The organism is Pseudomonas sp. TH34 (assembly GCF_016650865.1).
GTDB lineage: Bacteria > Pseudomonadota > Gammaproteobacteria > Pseudomonadales > Pseudomonadaceae > Aquipseudomonas > Aquipseudomonas yamanorum.
Genome location: NZ_JAEKFB010000005.1, coordinates 121664 through 138885 on the forward strand (window position 1 = coordinate 121664; position 17222 = coordinate 138885).

At 61.7% G+C, this 17222-nt stretch carries 16 protein-coding genes and 2 pseudogenes; 11 read left to right on the forward strand and 7 right to left on the reverse strand.

Features of this window, described 5'->3' with window-relative positions; genetic code table 11:
- The first annotated feature begins 4 nt into the window (after nt 1-4).
- From nuoN to JFU58_RS03665, 3 genes and pseudogenes are all read left to right on the forward strand, one after another.
- Nucleotides 5-1468 (forward strand): NADH-quinone oxidoreductase subunit NuoN, encoded by a 1464-nt coding sequence (gene nuoN, locus JFU58_RS03660; protein WP_017476148.1) that lies wholly within the window; start codon nt 5-7, stop codon nt 1466-1468.
- 80 nt (nt 1469-1548) lie between these two features.
- Nucleotides 1549-1641: pseudogene (locus JFU58_RS32165) on the forward strand (outer membrane lipoprotein carrier protein LolA); the annotation flags it as partial.
- Between the two features lie 90 nt (nt 1642-1731).
- Nucleotides 1732-2046 carry a helix-turn-helix domain-containing protein gene (locus JFU58_RS03665; protein WP_017476150.1) on the forward strand — a complete coding sequence of 105 codons (315 nt, stop codon included), beginning with the start codon at nt 1732-1734 and terminating at the stop codon, nt 2044-2046.
- Nucleotides 2047-2105: 59 nt separating this feature from the next.
- On the opposite strand, the gene JFU58_RS32515 is transcribed toward JFU58_RS03665, so the two are convergent.
- From JFU58_RS32515 to JFU58_RS03675, 3 genes and pseudogenes are all read right to left on the reverse strand, one after another.
- Nucleotides 2106-2927 (reverse strand): methyl-accepting chemotaxis protein, encoded by an 822-nt coding sequence (locus JFU58_RS32515; protein ID WP_373568912.1) that lies wholly within the window; start codon nt 2925-2927, stop codon nt 2106-2108.
- Nucleotides 2928-2963: 36 nt separating this feature from the next.
- Nucleotides 2964-3785 (reverse strand): annotated as a pseudogene (locus JFU58_RS32520) (cache domain-containing protein); the annotation flags it as partial.
- A 70-nt stretch (nt 3786-3855) separates the two neighbouring features.
- Nucleotides 3856-5175 (reverse strand): Na+/H+ antiporter family protein, encoded by a 1320-nt coding sequence (locus JFU58_RS03675; protein WP_167410187.1) that lies wholly within the window; start codon nt 5173-5175, stop codon nt 3856-3858.
- 246 nt (nt 5176-5421) lie between these two features.
- Between JFU58_RS03675 and JFU58_RS03680 the strand changes: the two genes are divergently transcribed.
- Nucleotides 5422-7569 carry a methyl-accepting chemotaxis protein gene (locus JFU58_RS03680; protein ID WP_201139862.1) on the forward strand — a complete coding sequence of 716 codons (2148 nt, stop codon included), beginning with the start codon at nt 5422-5424 and terminating at the stop codon, nt 7567-7569.
- Between the two features lie 135 nt (nt 7570-7704).
- Here JFU58_RS03680 and JFU58_RS03685 read toward each other — a convergent pair whose 3' ends face one another.
- Genes JFU58_RS03685 through JFU58_RS03700 form a run of 4 tightly spaced genes read right to left on the reverse strand, consistent with a single transcriptional unit; the run spans nt 7705 to nt 10317 of the window.
- Nucleotides 7705-9021 carry a sensor histidine kinase gene (locus tag JFU58_RS03685; protein ID WP_063031435.1) on the reverse strand — a complete coding sequence of 439 codons (1317 nt, stop codon included), beginning with the start codon at nt 9019-9021 and terminating at the stop codon, nt 7705-7707.
- Nucleotides 9018-9686, reverse strand: a complete 669-nt coding sequence (locus JFU58_RS03690; RefSeq protein ID WP_017476155.1) for a response regulator transcription factor — start codon at nt 9684-9686, stop codon at nt 9018-9020. Before JFU58_RS03690 ends, JFU58_RS03685 begins: the two co-directional genes overlap by 4 nt.
- Nucleotides 9686-10009, reverse strand: a complete 324-nt coding sequence (locus JFU58_RS03695) for a PepSY domain-containing protein (RefSeq protein WP_063031437.1) — start codon at nt 10007-10009, stop codon at nt 9686-9688. Before JFU58_RS03695 ends, JFU58_RS03690 begins: the two co-directional genes overlap by 1 nt.
- Nucleotides 10009-10317 (reverse strand): PepSY domain-containing protein, encoded by a 309-nt coding sequence (locus tag JFU58_RS03700; RefSeq protein ID WP_201139863.1) that lies wholly within the window; start codon nt 10315-10317, stop codon nt 10009-10011. Before JFU58_RS03700 ends, JFU58_RS03695 begins: the two co-directional genes overlap by 1 nt.
- A 159-nt stretch (nt 10318-10476) precedes the next feature.
- Between JFU58_RS03700 and JFU58_RS03705 the strand changes: the two genes are divergently transcribed.
- The 7 genes from JFU58_RS03705 to codA all read left to right on the forward strand — a co-directional run bounded on the left by JFU58_RS03705 (nt 10477) and on the right by codA (nt 17221).
- Nucleotides 10477-11556 (forward strand): hypothetical protein, encoded by a 1080-nt coding sequence (locus JFU58_RS03705; RefSeq protein WP_063031441.1) that lies wholly within the window; start codon nt 10477-10479, stop codon nt 11554-11556.
- A 180-nt stretch (nt 11557-11736) separates the two neighbouring features.
- Nucleotides 11737-12093 (forward strand): 6-carboxytetrahydropterin synthase QueD, encoded by a 357-nt coding sequence (gene queD, locus JFU58_RS03710; protein ID WP_003190259.1) that lies wholly within the window; start codon nt 11737-11739, stop codon nt 12091-12093.
- Nucleotides 12094-12186: 93 nt separating this feature from the next.
- A complete protein-coding gene (locus JFU58_RS03715) occupies nt 12187-12639 on the forward strand; it encodes a GNAT family N-acetyltransferase (protein ID WP_063031443.1) in 453 nt (150 codons plus the stop codon).
- Nucleotides 12640-12649: 10 nt separating this feature from the next.
- Nucleotides 12650-13273 (forward strand): NUDIX hydrolase, encoded by a 624-nt coding sequence (locus JFU58_RS03720; RefSeq protein WP_093198753.1) that lies wholly within the window; start codon nt 12650-12652, stop codon nt 13271-13273.
- Nucleotides 13274-13475: 202 nt separating this feature from the next.
- On the forward strand, nt 13476-14744 hold the full coding sequence (codB, locus tag JFU58_RS03725; protein WP_063031447.1) for a cytosine permease: 1269 nt from the start codon (nt 13476-13478) through the stop codon (nt 14742-14744).
- The gene (locus JFU58_RS03730) at nt 14741-15958 is read left to right on the forward strand and encodes a PucR family transcriptional regulator (RefSeq protein WP_177070328.1); all 1218 of its coding nucleotides are present in this window, start codon (nt 14741-14743) and stop codon (nt 15956-15958) included. The genes codB and JFU58_RS03730 overlap by 4 nt, the downstream gene beginning before the upstream one ends.
- Before the next feature lie 27 nt (nt 15959-15985).
- Complete coding sequence (gene codA, locus JFU58_RS03735) at nt 15986-17221, forward strand: cytosine deaminase (RefSeq protein WP_093198764.1); 1236 nt, start codon at nt 15986-15988, stop codon at nt 17219-17221.
- Nucleotide 17222: the final 1 nt, after the last annotated feature.

Sequence of the window (17222 nt, forward strand, 5' to 3'; positions counted from 1 at the left end):
CGCTATGGAATTCACGATCCAACACTTTATCGCGCTTGCGCCGCTGCTGATTTCCAGCCTCACCGTTGTGGTGGTGATGCTGGCGATCGCATGGCGCCGCAACCACTCACAGACCTTCCTGATTTCCGTGGCAGGTTTGAACCTGGCCTTGCTGTCGATTATCCCGGCACTCAAGGTCGCACCGCTGGCGGTCACGCCGCTGTTGATGGTCGATGACTTCGCGCTGCTGTATATCGCGTTGATCCTCGTGGCCACCCTGGCCTGCGTCACCCTCGCCCACGCCTACCTCGGCGAAGGCGGCACGGGTTACCCGGGCAACCGCGAAGAGCTGTACCTGCTGATCCTGCTGGCTGCGACCGGCGGTATCGTGCTGGTCAGCGCGCAGCACCTGGCCGGCTTGTTCATCGGCCTGGAACTGCTGTCGATCCCGGTCTACGGCCTGGTGGCGTATGCCTTCTTCAACAAGCGTTCCCTGGAAGCCGGCATCAAGTACATGGTGCTGTCGGCCGCCGGTTCCGCGTTCCTGTTGTTCGGTATGGCCCTGCTCTACGCAGAAGCCGGCAGCCTGAGCTTCAGCGGTATCGGTCACGCCCTGGCAGCCTCCGGCAGCCCTGCGCCCATCGCCCAACTGGGCCTGGCCATGATGCTGATCGGCCTGGCGTTCAAACTGTCGCTGGTGCCATTCCACCTGTGGACCCCGGACGTGTACGAAGGCGCCCCGGCGCCGGTGGCTGCGTTCCTGGCTACTGCGTCGAAAGTCGCCGTGTTTGCGGTGATGGTGCGTCTGTTCCAGATCTCCCCTGCGGCCAACACCGGTGTACTCAGCAACGTGCTGACCATCATCGCCATCGCCTCGATCCTGTTCGGTAACCTGCTGGCGCTGACCCAGAACAACCTCAAGCGTCTGCTGGGTTATTCGTCCATCGCGCACTTCGGTTACCTGCTGATCGCCCTGGTGGCGAGCAAGGGCCTGGCGATGGAAGCCATCGGCGTGTACCTGGTCACCTACGTGATCACCAGCCTCGGTGCCTTCGGTGTGATCACCCTGATGTCCTCGCCTTACAAAGGCCGTGACGCAGACGCCCTGTACGAATACCGCGGCCTGTTCTGGCGCCGTCCGTACCTGACTGCCGTACTGACCGTGATGATGCTGTCCCTGGCCGGTATCCCGCTGACCGCTGGCTTCATCGGCAAGTTCTACATCGTGGCGACCGGTGTTGAAGCCCACGAATGGTGGTTGGTGGCCTCCCTGGTACTGGGCAGTGCCATCGGCGTTTTCTACTACCTGCGTGTGATGGTGACCTTGTACCTGATCGAGCCAAACCTGCGCCGTGTGGACGCCGAGTTGCACTGGGAACAGAAAGCAGGCGGCGTGATGCTGCTGGCAATCGCCCTGCTGGCGTTCTTCCTGGGTGTGTACCCACAACCGTTGCTCACCCTGGTGCAGCATGCGGTGATGGCGGGTTGATCGCTTAGTTAGATGCAGTAAACAAAACGGCGCCTTCGGGCGCCGTTTTGCTTTCCACTGTAGGAGCAAGCTTGCTCGCGATGGTCGTTAACGATGACGCGGGGTATCTGAAACAACGCAGCGCTTTTCAGTTTTTCGCGAGCAAGCTCGCTCCTACAGAAACGGCGGTGTTGTCTGACCCCACACACAATCTCTACTGATATCGCCCTCTCAAGTGCCACCGTAGAGTTGCCGGCCTATACGCAATCTACGTAGGCACACCCATGAAACGTGACATCTTTTCCGAACTGGTCGAAGGCCTCGACGCGCTGGCAGATGAACGAGAAGGCAAGGTAACGCTGCGCAGCCACAAGGTGCAGTTGAGCAAGCTGGCACCACTCACTGCCGACGAAGTAGTCGCTGTGCGTCAACAACTCAATCTGTCGCGCTCGGTGTTTGCGATGTACCTGCGCACCAACACCCGGACCCTGGAAAATTGGGAGCAAGGCCGGGCCACACCCAATGCTCAAGCGGCGACCTTAATTCGGCTGGTGGCGAAGTTTCCGGAGACGGTGGAACGTTTGGCGCTGTTGACCTGATCGATCAATCTAGCCGGCCCCATCGGCAACAGGACGTTGCCGATGGCTCAAGCCTGCAATCAAATCCTGAACTGCCCCACCAACTGCCCCAACCGCTGCCCCAGGTCCGCCAGGCTGCGGGAGGTCTGGGCACCCTGTTGGGTTTCATCGGCCACGCTGTCCACCGCCACCGCGATCTGATGCACGCTGCGGTTGATCTCTTCGGCCACGGCGGTTTGTTCTTCCGCCGCGCTGGCGATCTGCGCGTTCATTGAGTTGATGGTGCCAATCAGTTGCGACATGGTGTCCAGGGACGCACCGGCTTCGTTAGCCTTGGCCGAAGTCCCGTCGCCGGCGTCGCTGGAGCGGCGCATGGATTCCACGGCGGCTTCGGTGCCTTTTTGCAGGCGGTCGATCATGCCCTGGATTTCCTGGGTGCTCTGCTGGGTGCGGCTGGCCAGCGCCCGAACTTCGTCGGCGACCACGGCAAACCCACGGCCGGCCTCCCCTGCCCGCGCGGCTTCAATCGCGGCGTTGAGGGCGAGCAAGTTGGTCTGCTCGGCAATCGAGCGGATCACCCCCAGCACACTGACAATCGAGGAAACGTCCTGCTGCAAGCTGTCCAGAGATACGCCGCTGGTGCGGATGTCGTTCACCAGCGCGTGAATCTGCGCGATGCTGCCATCCACGACTTTTTTCGCGGCCTGGCCTTCGGCGTCAGTCTGCTGCGCCGCAACCGCCGCGCCTTGGGCACTGCGGGCTACTTCATGGGCCGCGGAGGACATTTCGTTGATCGCAGTCGCCACCTGGTCCGTCTCGTGACGCTGACGTTCCATGGCTTTTTCCGAGCGATTGGCTTGGTCGGCGACCTGGCTCACCAGGCCGGTAAGCTGGGAGGTCATTTCAGTGATCTGGCGCACCAAGCCGTGGATCTTGTCGACAAAGCGGTTGAACGAACCGGCCAGTTCCCCCAGTTCGTCCTGGCTGGTGATGGCCAGGCGGCGGGTCAGGTCACCCTCACCGGCCGCGATGTCGTCGAGGTTGATCTTCATCAAGTGCAGCGGTCGCAGGATGGTATTGGCCACCAGCATGCCCACGGCGGCGATCACCAACAGCACTACCACGGCAATCCCGATAATACTCAGCACCACGCCTTCCATGCGCTTCTCGACCTTGGCCTGAACCTCGGCGACCTGGGCGTCAATACCGTCCAGGTTCACCGACGTACCAATCACCATGTCCCACTTGGGCAGGTATTCGGTGTAGCCGAGCTTGGGCACCAGCTCGGTCTGGCCGGGCTGTGTCGAGCTGTATTGCAGGTAGTGGGTGCCGTCCTTGCCGACTTTCACCAGGTCACGGTTGACGTAGACGCCATTCGGGTCGCGGTTGTCCTTGAAGCTTTTGCCGACGCCGTCCGGGCTGTTGCCCTTGAACAGGCGAATGGTCTCGGAGTCGTAGCCGAAGAAGTAACCGTCCTTGCCGTAGCTGGTGTTGGACAGCAGCTTGACCACCTGTGCCCGCGCCGCCGTGTCGCCCTGGGCGGCAGCGTCGTACAGCGGCTTGATGGTGGTCATGGCCACCTCGACGTAACCGCGCAAGGTGGTCTTGGCGTCGTTGAGGAAGTTCTGACGGGTTTCTTCAACCTCGTTACGAGCCTGCTCCCGGAGGATCCAGACCGTGGTCAGGCTGATGATCACGGCAAACAACAACACGGGCAGGACAGCAAGGGACAGTACTTTGGCCTTTAGACTCAGACGCATGGCTCTTCTCTCTTAAGGGACAACTTAAGAGGTTAACGGCTAGTTACAATAAATCTGTAGGACAATCCCGTCAGAGCGTCATCGCGGCAAACCAGCCAAACGCCAGCAGCGGAATGTTGTAGTGCAGGAAGGTCGGCACCACGGTGTCCCAGATATGGTGATGCTGGCCGTCGATGTTCAAACCCGAAGTCGGGCCCAGGGTGGAGTCCGACGCCGGTGAGCCGGCATCACCCAATGCCCCGGCCGTGCCGACGATGCACACGATGGCCAGCGGGCTGAAGCCCAACTGCACGCACAACGGCACAAAGATCGCCGCGAGGATCGGCACCGTGGAAAACGACGAGCCGATACCCATGGTCACCAGCAACCCCACCAGCAGCATCAGCAGCGCGCCCACACCGCGGCTATGGCCGATAAACGCCGCCGAGGCTTGCACCAGTGTCTGCACTTCGCCGGTGGCCTTCAGCACTTCGGCAAAGCCGGACGAGGCGATCATGATGAAGCCGATCATCGCCATCATCTTCATGCCTTCGGTGAACAGGTCATCCGTGTCGCGCCAGCGCACGATGCCCGACACCGAAAAGATCAGGAACCCGGCCAGGGCGCCGATGATCATCGAGTCCAGCCACAGTTGGATAATGAACGCCGCCGCAATCGCCAGGCCGGCCACCAGCAGGGTCAGCGGGTTGTACTGCACCGCCACCTGCTCGACCCGCTCGATTTTCTCCAGGTCGTACACACGCTTTTTGCGGTAGCTGATAAACACCGCCACCAGCAGGCCGACCACCATGCCCAGCGCCGGGAGGCCCATGGCGTGGGTAACGTTGACGTGGCTGATGTCGACGCCGCTCTTGGCCACGTTGGCCAGCAGGATCTGATTCAGGAAGATATTGCCGAAGCCCACCGGCAGGAACATGTAGGGCGTGATCAGGCCGAAGGTCATGACACAGGCGATGAGGCGCCGATCCAGTTGCAACTTGGTCAGCACATATAAAAGCGGCGGTACCAGCAGCGGGATAAACGCGATGTGGATCGGCAGGATGTTCTGTGAGGCGATGGCCACCACCCAGAGCAGGCCGATCAACAACCATTTGACGTGACTGCCGCCCGTGGCTTCCTGGCGATCCACCAGCAGCAGGGCTTTGTCCGCCAGCGCATGGGCCAGGCCGGATTTGGCAATCGCCACGGCGAACGCGCCGAGCAGCGCGTAAGACAACGCCACCGTCGCACCGCCACCCAGCCCGCTGTTGAACGCCTTGAGCGTTGCATCGATACCCAGGCCGCCGGTCAGGCCACCCACCAGGGCGCCGACAATGATCGCGATCACCACATGCACGCGGGACAGGCTGAGCACCAGCATCGTGCCGACCGCGGCGATTACTGCATTAATCATCGTTACCTCAAGACAGAAAAACTAAAAAAGCACGCACCTGCCCGGGCTGCTGTCGGGAACGGCTGCCGCAAACCAGGTTTTAAAGGAGTTTTATTAGAGGGCGCGCACTTTGCAGCAGGTGGGCGGGCATGTCAAAGAACGGCGTCGCAAACGAGTTTAAATTGATCGTTTGAATAAAGAAAAATCCTGTGCGGCCGATACAGGCAGATCGTCTCTGTCGTATCGAAAGTTAAGGAAGGCTCCATGTCGCTCAGACAGCTGTCCATTCAATGGAAAATTACCCTGCTGGCCGGTCTTTGCCTGCTGGGCATCGTGACCTTGCTGGTAGGTCTCTCGCTGTACCGCATGGCGCAGAGCTCCGAACTGGTCAAGGCTTCCAGCATGGAAATGCTCGACGAAGCCGCCCAGGCCCGCATTGAAGCCCAGGGTGAAGTCCAGGCATTGGGCATTCGCCAGCAGTTCATGGACGCCTATCAATACGGCCACGGTTTTTCCCGGCAGGTGCTGTTCCTGCGCGAACAGGCCGAGAAACGCTTCCTGGATGCCTTCGACCTGCGCGAAGACCTCACCCGCCAGGTCAAAGCCGCACTGCAGGCCAATCCGGAACTGCTAGGCCTTTCCTTGGTGTTCGAGGACAACGCACTGGATGGCAAGGACGAGTTGTTCGCCAACCAGCAAGAGCTGGGCAGCAACGACAAAGGCCGTTTTGCGCTGTACTGGTCCCAGCCGACTGCGGGCAAACTGACTTCAATGTCGCTGCCCGAAAGCGACATGTCCGACACCAGCGTCGGACCCAGCGGCGAAAAAGCCAACGCCTGGTTCACGTGCCCGCGTACCACCCTCAAGCCGTGCGTGATCGAACCCTACTTCTACGTGATCGACGGACAAAAGGTGCTGATGACCAGCATCGTCTTCCCGCTGATGGTCAACGGCAAAGTCATCGCCTCGCTGTCGGTGGACATCAACCTCAACAGCCTGCAAGCCGTCAGCCAGGGCGCCAGCCAGAAACTCTATGACGGCCAGACCAGCGTCAGCATCATCAGCCCGGTGGGCCTGCTGGCCGGCTACAGCCCGGACGCCGGCAAACTCGCCCAGCGCCTGGACGCCGTCGACACGGCCAACGGCGCGCAGCTGATCAGTTCGCTTTCCACCAGCACCCAGACCCGCAGCGTGCGCACCGACCATCAACTCAAGGTGCTCGCGCCGTTCCAGCCGATCCCCGATGGCAAACCGTGGGGCGTTCTGCTGGATGTACCGGAAAAAGTCCTGGTCGCCCCGGCTGAGGCCCTCAAGTCCAAACTGGATGCCGACAACGCCAAAGGCACCCTGCTGGAACTGAGCCTGGGCCTGCTGGCAGCAATCGTCGGCCTGTTGCTGGTGTGGCTGATGGCCCGCAGCGTAACCCGGCCGATCCTCGGCGTGGCGCGCATGCTGGAAGACATTGCCAGTGGCGAAGGCGATCTGACCCGGCGCCTGGCCTACGACAAGCACGATGAACTCGGCGAGTTGGCTGGCTGGTTCAACCGCTTCCTCGACAAGCTGCAGCCGATCATTGCCCAGGTCAAACGCTCGGTGCAGGACGCCCGTGGCACCGCCGACCAGTCGGCGGCGATTGCCACTGAAACCAGTGCCGGCATGGAGCAGCAATACCGTCAGGTCGACCAGGTGGCCACCGCCTCCCACGAAATGAGCGCCACCGCCCAGGACGTTGCCCGCAGCGCAGCGCAAGCCGCCCAGGCCGCCCGCGATGCCGACCAGGCCACCCGTGAAGGCTTGACCGTGATCGACCGCACCACCACCAGCATCGGCCACTTGGCGGCGGACATGAGCACCGCGATGACCCAGGTTGAAGGGCTGGCCGCCAACAGCGAGAAGATCGGCTCGGTATTGGAAGTGATTCGTGCAATCGCCGAGCAAACCAACCTGCTGGCACTGAACGCCGCCATCGAAGCAGCCCGTGCGGGTGAAGCCGGTCGCGGTTTTGCGGTGGTCGCCGATGAAGTGCGCAACCTGGCGCGACGTACCCAGGAGTCGGTTGAAGAAACCCGCCTGGTGATCGAGCAACTGCAAAGCGGTACCCAGGAAGTGGTCGGTTCCATGAGCAACAGCCATCGGCAGGCCCAGGGCAGCGTCGAACAGGTGGGCCAGGCCGTGACCGCCTTGCGCCAGATCGGCGATGCGGTGACGGTGATCAGCGACATGAACCTGCAGATCGCCAGCGCCGCCGAAGAGCAAAGCGCGGTGGCCGAGGAGATCAACAACAACGTAGCGACGATTCGCGATGTGACGGAGTCGTTGTCCGAGCAAGCGAATGAGTCGGCGCGGGTCAGCCAGGCGTTGAACAGCTTGGCGAATCAGCAGCAGAGCCTGATGGACCAGTTCAGGGTTTGATGAGCTGCGGGATACTCCGGCAATCAGCCCGAGTATCCGTAGCAGCTGTCGAGCCTTGGCGAGGCTGCGTTGGCGGTATACCTGACACACCGCCAACGCAGCCTCGCTGGGGCTCGACAGCTGCTACGTTTGTTTTCAATGGCGCCGTGGCAGGTCGATAACGACCTTTAACCCGCCCAGCTCGCTCTCCTGCAACAGAAGCACCCCGCCCCACACCTCAACAATATCCCGCACGATCCCAAGCCCCAGACCATGCCCGTCAGTCTGCTCATCCAACCGAGTGCCTCGGCTGAACACCTGGTCGCGCTGATTCTCAGGGATCCCCGGCCCATCATCTTCCACCACCAGCAGAAAGCCTTCCGGGGTTTCACTGATGCTCAACACAATTTCCGCGTCCGCCCATTTGCAGGCGTTGTCCAGCAGGTTACCCAACAGTTCCAGCAAATCCTCGCGGTCCCACGGCAACTGTAAACCTGGCGGTACGCGGTAACTCAAATCCAGGTGTTCGCCATGGATCATGTTCAGAGTCGCCAGCAACCCCGGCAATTCACCATCGCAATCAAACAAGGCACCCGGCAGCGTCTCGCCGGCCAGGCGCGCACGATTGAGTTCGCGATTAAGCCGTTGTTGCACCTGCTCCAACTGTTCGCGCAGCAGCTTGCTCAGTTGTGGTTGGTCCTTGAGCTGCTCACTGGATGCCACACTCAGCAACACTGCCAATGGGGTCTTCAAGGCATGGCCGAGATTGCCCAGGGCATTGCGCGAGCGCTTGAGGCTGTCTTCGGTGTGGGCCAGCAAATGGTTGATCTGCGCCACCAGCGGCTCCAGTTCCACCGGCACCTGGGTGTCCAGTTGCGAGCGCTGGCCTTGTTGCAGTTGCGCGATCTGGTTGCGCGCGGTCTCCAGCGGGCGCAAGGCCCGGCGCACGGTGACCCGTTGCAGAATCAGGATCAGCAACAGCGCCGCCAGCCCCAGCACCAGTCCGATCTGGCGCATCAGGCGAAAGCTTTCCCTGACCGGGGTGTAGTCCTGGGCCACGCTGATGGAAATCGATTGGCCAAAGCGCTTGTAGTCCGAACGCAGTACCAGCAACTGCTGGCCTTCCGGCCCCAATTGCAGGTTGCCCTTGAGCCCGGCGTGAGGCAGTTGCGGCAATTCCTGGTCCCATAGCGAGCGGGAACGCCAATGGGTGTCGGCAAAATCAATACGGAAATAGTGCCCGGAAAACGGACGCTGGTACGCAGGAGACAACCGCTGTTCATCCAGTTGCACCCCAGCCGGCCCGCGCACCAATGCGACCAGAAGGTTTTCACTGTCGTTGCGCAAGCCCGATTCCAGGTAGCGTTGCAGGCCCATTTCGAACAGCCACAGGCTGGTTTGCGCCAGCACCAGGCCGACGATCACCATGACGCTGATCAGCCCCAGGCTCAGGCGCCGCTGGATCGACTTCATGCAGGGCTGGCGCCGAAACGGTAACCCTGTCCGCGCCGGGTCTCGATCACGCTGCGGCCCAATTTGCGGCGCAGGTGATTGACGTGGACCTCCAGCACATTGGAATCACGTTCGGTCTCGCCATCGTACAAGTGTTCAGCCAAGTGGCTTTTTGAAAGGATTTGCTCGGGGTGCAGCATGAAGTAACGCAACAGCCGAAATTCGGCGGCGGTCAGTTGGATCTCCTCGCCGTCACGCATCACGCACTGGCGGCCCTCATCCAGATGCAAGCCGGCGGCCTGCAAGGTCGGCTGATTGGCCTGGCCATGGGAACGGCGCAGCAAAGCCTGGATACGCAGGTGCAGTTCTTCGGGATGGAACGGTTTGCTCAGGTAATCGTCGGCGCCCGCCTTGAGCCCTTCGATGCGCTCGGCCCAGGAGTCGCGGGCAGTGAGGATCAGCACCGGCGTGGCCAGGCCGGCGGCACGCCACTGCGTCAACACTTCAAGCCCGGGCAAACCCGGCAGGCCGAGGTCAAGGATGATCAGGTCGTAGGGCTCGCTGCGCCCCTGATACACCGCATCACGCCCATCCGCCAGCCAGTCCACGGCATAGCCCTGACGGTTTAGCCCAGCCATCAGCTCATCGGCCAGGGGGACGTGGTCTTCCACCAGGAGCAGGCGCATCAGTCGTCTTCCTTGTCTTTGAGCAGTTCACCGGTGTTGGCATCAAGTTCGATCTCGCGCACCACGCCTTCCACCGTCAACAGTTCGATTTCATAGATGTAGCGCACAGGTCGATCCTTGTGCTCTTCAAGCTCGGCGTCCAGCAACTTGGCGCCCGGGTAGCGCTCGAAAGCCGGGCCCAGCAGATGCTCAAGCGGCGCAATGACGCCCTTCTGGCGCAGGCGCAGCGCTTCGTCCTGGCCCAGGTCCCGAGCGGCCAGGCCTGAGCAAAATGCCAGGAGCACCAGCGCCACCTGGACGCTGGTGCGTAGATTTACCTTCATTACGTATCCTGATGATCCTTGAGGACGGCGCCGGTGACAGCGTCCAATTCCAGGTCCCACTCAACGCCCTGGGCGTCGCGCAGTTCCACCTGATAAAGGTACTTGCCGTATTCCTCTTCAAGCTCGGTTTCATGCACGGTGGCGCCGGGATGTTTGGCCAGTGCGACGGCATTGAGCTTCTCGAAAGACACAATGGTACCAGCGTCGCGCAACTTCAGTGCTTCGTCCGGCCCCAGGTCGCGAGCCTGGGCGACGCCTGCGGTGAGGACGATGATACTGCTGGCGATCAAGGCTGTGAGGGATTTCATGGTGAGTCTCCGTTTCAGGATATTTTGCCTACGGGGCTCACGGTACTGGATCCAACTTAACTGAAACTGAATTGCCACCATGGCAATTCTGCGTAATACCTTTGCCTGCAACCGCGCAAGATTTCCTATACTGCCCCGCTCGCTGTCGATGAGACCGGTATGACTGCTATCCACATGAAGTTCCCCGCCCTGACCCTCAAGGCCGGTAAACGCGCCTTCACACGCATTCGTGAGCAGGGGCTTGCGCCTGCGGACGTCGGCATCCTTCCCGGCGCCGCCGGCGGCCCCAAGGCCCTCGGCATCCAGGGTCTGGACCTGGCGCTGTTCGGCGACTGGCTGCCCCGCGCGCCACGTGAACGTGCACTGATCGGCGCCTCGATTGGTTCCTGGCGGTTTGCCAGTGCGTGCCTGCCCGACCCGGTGCAAGGCCTGCTCGACCTGGGCCGGCTGTACAACGAACAGAGTTTTGCCAAAGGCGTGACCATGGCTGAAGTCAGCCAGAGTTGCGTGCGCATGCTCGATGACCTGCTGGCCGGCCGCGATGCCCGCGTGCTCGACAACCCGAACTACCGGCTGAACATCATGGTGGTCAAAAGCCATGGCCTGCTCGCCGACGATCATCGCGGTCGCCTCGGTTTGGGGCTGTCCTCGGTAATCGCCGACAACCTGCGGGGCCGCGCACGGTTGTCCCGGCACTTCGAACGGCTGATCGTCCACGACCCACGCCAGGCGCCACCACTGCATGCGCTGGAGGATTTCCCCTCGAGGTTCCTGAATCTGGAACTGGGCAACCTGCGCCAGGCGTTGCTGGCGTCAGGCTCGATCCCCATGGTGATGCAAGGCGTGCGCGACCTGCCGGGCGCCGGTGCTGGCACCTATCGCGATGGCGGCCTGCTGGACTATCACCTCGACCTGCCCTACCACGGCGATGACATTGTGCTGTACCCGCACTTCACCGACCGGGTCATTCCCGGCTGGTTCGACAAGGGCCTGCCGTGGCGCCGCGCCAATCAACAGGGACTGCAGGATGTATTACTGCTGGCACCGTCGAAGGAATACCTGGCCCGCCTGCCCCACGGCAAACTGCCGGACCGCAGTGACTTCAAGCGCTTCATGGGCGATGACCCGGGCCGCAACAAATATTGGCAAACCGCGATGAGCGAAAGCCAGCGGCTGGGGGACGAGTTTCTGCAACTGGCCGACAACGGGCAATTGGGCGAACGCCTGCTGGCCCTCTAGCGCCCTCTCCGTAGCAGCTGTCGAGCCCAAGCGAGGCTGCGTCGACAGCACCTCGGTTTGCAAGACAAACCGTCAACGCAGCCTCGCCAAGGCTCGACAGCTGCTACGCGGTATGCGCGCGGCTGCGACAAACTGTTAAACTCGCCGCCTGCCAGACACCTCACCGAGCTGAAAAACCCTGTGGAAATCTTCAAAGAGTTTACCTTCGAGTCCGCCCACCGCCTGCCCCACGTTCCGGAAGGCCACAAATGCGGGCGCCTGCATGGCCATTCGTTCAAGGTGGCGATCCACCTCAGCGGCGACCTCGACCCGCATACCGGCTGGATCCGTGACTTCTCGGAGATCAAGGCGATTTTCAAGCCGCTCTACGAACGCCTCGATCACAACTACCTCAATGACATTCCGGGCCTTGAAAACCCCACCAGCGAAGTGCTGGCCAAGTGGATCTGGAATGAGTTGAAACCGTTGTTGCCGGAACTCAGCGCGATTCGCATCCATGAGACCTGCACCAGCGGCTGCATCTATCGCGGCGAGTAAGCCGGCGATGTAAAAAACCACCCTTGCGGTGGTTTTTTTATGCCGGTAAGTCCCTTACAGTCAGGGCCTCTTGCACAGAAGGCGCACGCTGCGATGCCACCCCTTATCCGCCCCGCTACCGTTGACGATATCGCCGCCATCGAGGCCATCGTCTACGCCGCCTACTCCCCTTACATCGAACGAATCGGGCGCAAGCCAGGGCCGATGCTGGATGACTATGGCCACCAAGTTGCAGCCGGAGGGGTGCACGTGCTTGAGCGCGCGGGCCGGGTGCATGGCTTTGTCGTACTGATCCATCACGACGAGTACCTGCTGCTGGATAACCTGGCCGTCGACCCCGGCGCCCAGGGTTTAGGTTACGGGCGCCTGCTGCTGGAGTTCACCGAACGCCAGGCCAGGCAGGGTTCCATCCGCCTCTATACCAATGAAGCGATGACCGAAAATATCGCGTTGTACGCCCGCAAAGGGTATGTGGAAACCCATCGCGCCGAAGAAAACGGCCTGCGTCGGGTTTACATGCAAAAAGAGCTCACCGCCTCGCACTGAAGGAGTTCCCATGGAAAACACCTGGCTGGCCCAGGCCAAGCGCTTGCAAGCGTTGGCCTCCACGGGGCTGCACTTCTGTACCGATGACTTCGAGCGCGAGCGCCTCGAGGAAATCGCCCAGATTGCCCACAGCATGCTGGCGCAGTTGGGCGAGGTGCCGCTGGAGCGCATCACCGGGCTGGTGCCGGATTTTGCCAAGCGCTATTCAACGCCCATGATTGATGTGCGGGGCGCGGTGATTGAGGGCGACCGGATCCTGTTGGTGCGCGAGCTGACGGATGGCTGCTGGGCGTTGCCTGGTGGTTATGCGGATATTGGTTTGTCGGCTGCTGAAAACATCATCAAGGAGATCCGCGAAGAAGCCGGGCTGACGGTCACCGCCCGGGCGTTGTACAGCGTCACCCACAAGGCCAAAGGCTTGTACCGGCCGGATATCCGCGACTTCTACAAACTCTATTTTCTGTGCGAACGGGTTGATCAACTGGCACCAACAGCGGGGTTCGAAACCACGGAAGTCGGGTTCTTCAGCCTCGACGACCTGCCGCCGTTGTCCCGTGGCCGCACGATTGAAAGCGACCTTGAAGCGGCCTTTGCATTTCATCGCGGCGAGACCACTCACACCCTGTTCGATTGAATAACCGGTGATCCAATTTGTATCACCGCTGCACCGCTTTCGCGCCTGACTGGGCAGAAAGACCAATCCCTCCTGCCCGCTGCCCCTGTTTGGCTATAAATACTGTGCAACCTGCACAGTACTGACCGTGCGCCCGTCACTGCCTTGCACTTGGCACGACGGGTGCAATAGGCCTGCGTCACTCATTCAGGGAGAACGGCATATGACGCAGAACGAACCGGGCAATGACTACCCTCTCAGCGAGGTGCCCATGCATGCCCGCAAAGGCCTGGCCTCCACCGCCATGGTATTGCTGGGCTTTACCTTTTTTACCGCGACCATGTTCGCCGGCGGCAAGCTGGGGGTGGCCTTCAGCTTTACCCAGATGCTCGGCGTCGTGGCCCTGGGTAACCTGCTGTTGGGTATCTACGCCGCAGGCTTGGGTTACATCGCGTTCAAGAGCGGTTTGAACTCGGTGCTGATGGGGCGCTTCTGCTTCGGTGAAGTGGGCAGCAAGTTGAGCGACTTGATCCTCGGTTTCACCCAGATCGGCTGGTACGCCTGGGGCACCGCCACTGCTGCCGTGGTACTGGGCAAGTATTTCGAGTTGAGCCAGGGCAGCGTACTGGGGTTGATGGTGCTGTTTGGCATGGTGTTCTGCGCGACGGCCTATGTGGGCTATCGCGGGTTGGAGATTCTGTCCTACATCGCCGTGCCGGCCATGGGCATTTTGCTGTTTCTGTCGATGTGGGTCGCCACGGTAAAAGTCGGCGGATTGGACGGGCTGCTGGCCGTGGTACCTACCGGTGAACTGGATATGTCCACCGCCATCACGCTGGTGTTCGGCACCTTCGTCAGCGGCGCGACCCAGGCCACCAACTGGACGCGGTTCTCGCGCTCGGCCAAAGTCGCGGTGCTGGCCAGCCTGATCGGCTTCTTTATCGGCAATGGCTTGATGGTGTTGATCGGTGCCTACGGCGCCATCGTCTACCAGCAGCCCGACGTGGTCGAGGTGTTGCTGCTGCAAGGCTTTGCCATGGCGGCCATGGCAATGTTGTTGCTGAATATCTGGAGCACCCAGGACAACACCATCTACAACTTCGCCGTCGCCGGCTGCAACCTGCTGCGCACCAAGCGCCGCAAAACGGTGACCCTGGCCGGCGCGGTGATCGGCACCCTGCTGGCACTGCTGGGCATGTACGACATGCTGGTGCCCTACTTGATCCTGCTGGGCACGGTGATTCCACCGATTGGCGGCGTGATCATGGCGGACTTTTTCTATCGCTACCGTGGCCACTATCCACGCCTGGCCGATACGCGCCTGCCGGCTTTCAACTGGCCAGGACTGATCGCCTATGCCGTGGGCACGGTGCTGGCCTTTCATTCGCCGTGGGTTGCTCCACTGGTGGGGATTGTGGCGGCGTCGCTGACCTATATCGTGCTGACCAGTGTGCTACGGGTGCGGGCGCCCTTGGCTGACGTGCGGGCATGAGCCTGACGATAGCCGATGTGCTGGCCTTGCCCGGGCTGGAGTCGATGTGCCTGCGGGCCGGGGAAGCCGGCCTGGAGAATACGGTGCGCTGGCCCTATGTCGCGGAAAACAGCGGCATCGCAGAATGGGTGCTGGGGGGCGAACTGGTGTTTGTCACCGGCATCAACCACCCACGGGATGAGGCCAATCTGCTGGAGCTGCTGGACGAAGCCTGTCAGCGCCAGGTCGCCGGCCTGGTGATCCTCACGGGGCCGGACTATATCCACGCGATTCCCCGGCGTCTGCTGGAAGCGGCGCAAGAGGCGGGCATGCCGCTGATCGAACAGCCGTACTCGTTGAAGATGGTGCTGGTGACCCAGGCCATCGGGTCGGCGTTGATCCAGTCGCAACAGCTGGGGCGCTCGCGACATGATGTATTGGAACGCCTGCTGGCCGGTGATTACCAATCCCTGGATTTGCTGTTGCACCGCGCCGCGCAGCTGGACATGCCGTTGGCCGGACATTGGCAGCTCGTCCAGCTGCAACTGGACGGCAGCGAAGCACTGTTCGCCCAGGGTGAGGCGCCGGTGGTGGAGGCACAGCTTGCCCGTCAGCACGATGCCATTACCCGGCGTTTGCGCCAGTTTTCGGCGCAGCACCCTTCGCGTTTGCCCGTGCTGGGGCGTGCCGGACAATGGACGTTGCTGTTGCCGGCGATGGACGCCGGTGCGGCATTGGCCAACCGCCAGTTGTTGGCAGGCTGGTTGAAAGCACTGAACCTGCGCCTGACGCCGTTGAAACTGTTTATTGGCCTGAGTGCTGCCGCTCACCCACCCGCGCGCCTGGTCCAGGCCCTGGATGAGGCGCGCCAGGCGTTGGCCGCCGCGCGACGGTTCAGTGAGCGCGCCGGGCTGTGCGTCTACGATGAGTTGGGGGTACTCAAGTTGCTCAGCGGCGTGCGTGATCGCGCCCTGCTCGACCAGTTTCTCAACGAACGCCTGGGGCCGCTGCTGCGGCACGACGTGCACCACGGCCCAAGCCTGATGCCAACCCTGGAAGCCTGGTTCCACGAGAATGGTAACCTTGTGGCCGCCGCCCAGCGGCTGGCGGTTCACCGCAACACCCTGACGCACCGCGTCCAGCGCATCGAAGCCCTGTGCGGCCTGAGCCTGGACAATGCTTATGACCGACTGGACATCGGCATCGCGCTGATGATCTGGCGGCTGTCTGCCTGACTGTTTTTTGCCAAGAGGAACTTGCCCATGCACATCATCAACGCCCGCCTGCGCAACCGTGAAGGCCTGCATGATCTGCACCTGGAACACGGCCGGATCGCCAGCATCACCCAACAAGGCGCTGCTCCCATAGCCGGCCCCGACGATCTGGACGCCGCCGGCAACCTGGTGGTACCTCCCTTTGTCGAGCCGCACATCCACCTCGACGCCACCCTGACCGCTGGCGAGCCGCGCTGGAACATGAGCGGCACACTGTTTGAAGGCATCGAGTGCTGGGGCGAACGCAAGGCCACCATCACCCTGGAAGACACAAAGACCCGCGCAAAAAAAACCATCCAGACCCTGGCCGCCCATGGCATCCAGCATGTGCGCACCCATGTCGACGTCACCGACCCGGACCTCACCGCGCTCAAGGCCATGCTCGAAGTGCGCGAGGAAACCGGCCACCTGATCGACCTGCAAATCGTCGCCTTCCCCCAGGAGGGCATCGAGTCCTACCGCAATGGCCGCGAGTTGATGGAAGAGGCCATTCGCCTGGGTGCCGACGTGATCGGCGGCATCCCGCACTTTGAATACACCCGCGACCAGGGAGTGAGTTCGGTGAAGTTCCTGATGGACCTGGCCGAGCGCACCGGTTGCCTGGTAGACGTGCACTGCGACGAAACAGACGACCCGCACTCGCGCTTCCTCGAAGTGCTGGCAGAAGAAGCCCGCAGCCGCGACATGGGCGCTCGCGTGACCGCCAGCCACACCACGGCCATGGGCTCTTACGACAATGCCTACTGCGCCAAGCTCTTCCGCCTGCTGGGGCATTCGGGCATCAGCTTTGTCTCCTGCCCCACCGAAAGCATCCACCTGCAGGGCCGCTTCGACACCTTCCCCAAACGCCGCGGCGTGACCCGGGTCAACGAACTGCTGGAGGCCGGCATGAACGTCTGCTTCGGCCAGGATTCCATCGTCGACCCTTGGTATCCACTGGGTAACGGCAATATTTTGCGGGTGCTGGAAGCCGGGCTGCATATCTGCCACATGCTCGGCTACCGCAACCTGCAAAGCGCACTGGACCTGGTGACCGACAACAGCGCCAAGGCCATGGCCTTGGGGGATCGTTATGGCCTGGAACCGGGACGTCCAGCGAACCTGTTGATCCTGTCTGCGGACAGCGACTATGAAGTGATTCGCAGCCAGGGATTGCCGCTGTATTCGATTCGCGCAGGCAAAGTGCTGATGAAGCGCCAGCCGGCGCAGGTGGAGTTTTTGTAGG